The organism is Streptomyces sp. NPDC054863, from assembly GCF_053610825.1.
The window spans coordinates 1-1,616 of sequence record NZ_JBSGZD010000551.1; the positions used below are offsets into that span (position 1 = coordinate 1).

A 1,616-nucleotide genomic window follows, 5' to 3' on the forward strand; every position below is an offset into this window, starting at 1 on the left:
GGCTACGACAACGGCATCAACGTCTTCGCGGGCGGCGACTTCCGGGTGCGCGGCAAGGCTGCCGAGGCGGAGGGGCGGGTCGTCGTGCTCGGCTCGTTCGACATGAAGAAGGCGCCAGACGGCAGCCAGATCTACAACGTGGGCGTCGCGGGCGTCGGTTCCCGCGTCCCGCCGCCGGTCGGCGCCGATTACCTCACCACCGGCGGCGCCGTCACCATCGCCGCCGGTCAGCGTCTCGTCGCGGAGGACGGAGTGGTCCGGCACGCCGGTCCGCTGACCGGCACGGTCGACGGCACCAAGACCCTCGACCCCGCCGCGGCCGTTCCTTACCTCGGGCTGCGCCAGGAACTGTCCGACGCGAGCCAGTGCTACGCCGACGGGGACACCGGTACGCGTCCGGCCACCGGCACCGCCGACAACCAGGGCGGCCAGACCGTCTTCACCGGCGACGGCACCTCCGCCCTCCAGGTCTTCAACGTCGACTTCGACCTCACGTCGGCCAACGGCGGCCAGCAGGGCATCGTCTTCCGCGGCATCCCGGCCGGGGCGACCGTCCTGGTCAACGTCCTCGGCGCGAACCGCACCATCAACACGTACAGCGGCGGCATCGACGACAGCACCGACGCGCTGAACGGGATCCGCGACAGGCTGCTGTGGAACTTCCCCGACGCCACGGCCGTGGACCTCAAGGGCACCGGCCAGTTCCAGGGCAGCGTGCTCATCGGCAACCAGACCTCGGAGACGTCCGTGTCGCTGCCGGGCGTCAACGGGCGCTTCTTCACCACCGGTTCGCTCACCCACCAGAGCTCGGCGTCCGGCGGCGGCGGGCAGGAGTTCCACGCGTACCCCTTCAACGGCGACCTGCCCGGCTGCGGCGATCCCGCACCGCTGGAGGGCGAGCTCAAGGTCGTCAAGCAGGACGCGGCCACCGGCGCGGCACTGGCCGGATCCGTCTTCCAGCTCTGGCGCGAGACCAACGGCGTCCCCGGTCTCCAGACCTCGGGCACGAGCCCCGACCGGCGCGAAGGCACGGCGTGCACCACGGACGCGCAGGGCGTGTGCCGCAGGACGGCGGAGGTCGGCCACTCCTACTACTGGCAGGAGACCAAGGCCCCCGCGGGGTACGACCTCCCGGACCCCAACGTCTCCGGACCGTTCAGTCTCACCACCCCGCTCCCCCGGCCGGGCGTCACCACGGTCGTACGCAACAAGAAGTCGCAGCGCCCCGAGGTCACCGGACGGCTCCACGTGCGCAAGGTCGACGCGCGCACCGGACGCGGGCTGGCCCGCGCCGTCGTCGAACTCTGGCGGGAGAACGGCCGCAGGGCGGGCCTCCAGACCTCGGGCCCGGACCGCGACCAGCAGGTCGGCCCTGGCTGCGCCACCGACGGCCGGGGCCGCTGCGACTTCGACCGGCTGCCCCTCGGCTCGTACTACGTACGGGAGACCGTCGCCCCCGAGGGCTACCGGCTGCCGCGCAACCCGGTCTCGGGACCGCACGCCGTGACGGGCGCGAACGCGGCCAAGGGCGTCGTCGTACGGATGACCAACGAGGCGGAGCCCAGGCCCAAGCCGAAGGGCTGACCGCACCGGCCGTGCGGTAACCCCACGCGGCC

At 72.6% G+C, this 1,616-nt stretch carries 1 protein-coding gene; it reads left to right on the top strand.

Translation table 11 applies throughout. From position 1 onward, the window contains the following. On the top strand, positions 1-1,584 hold a 1,584-nt coding region (locus ACWGIG_RS38825), incomplete at its 5' end, for a choice-of-anchor A family protein (RefSeq protein ID WP_453326431.1). Between the last annotated feature and the right edge of the window lie 32 nt (positions 1,585-1,616).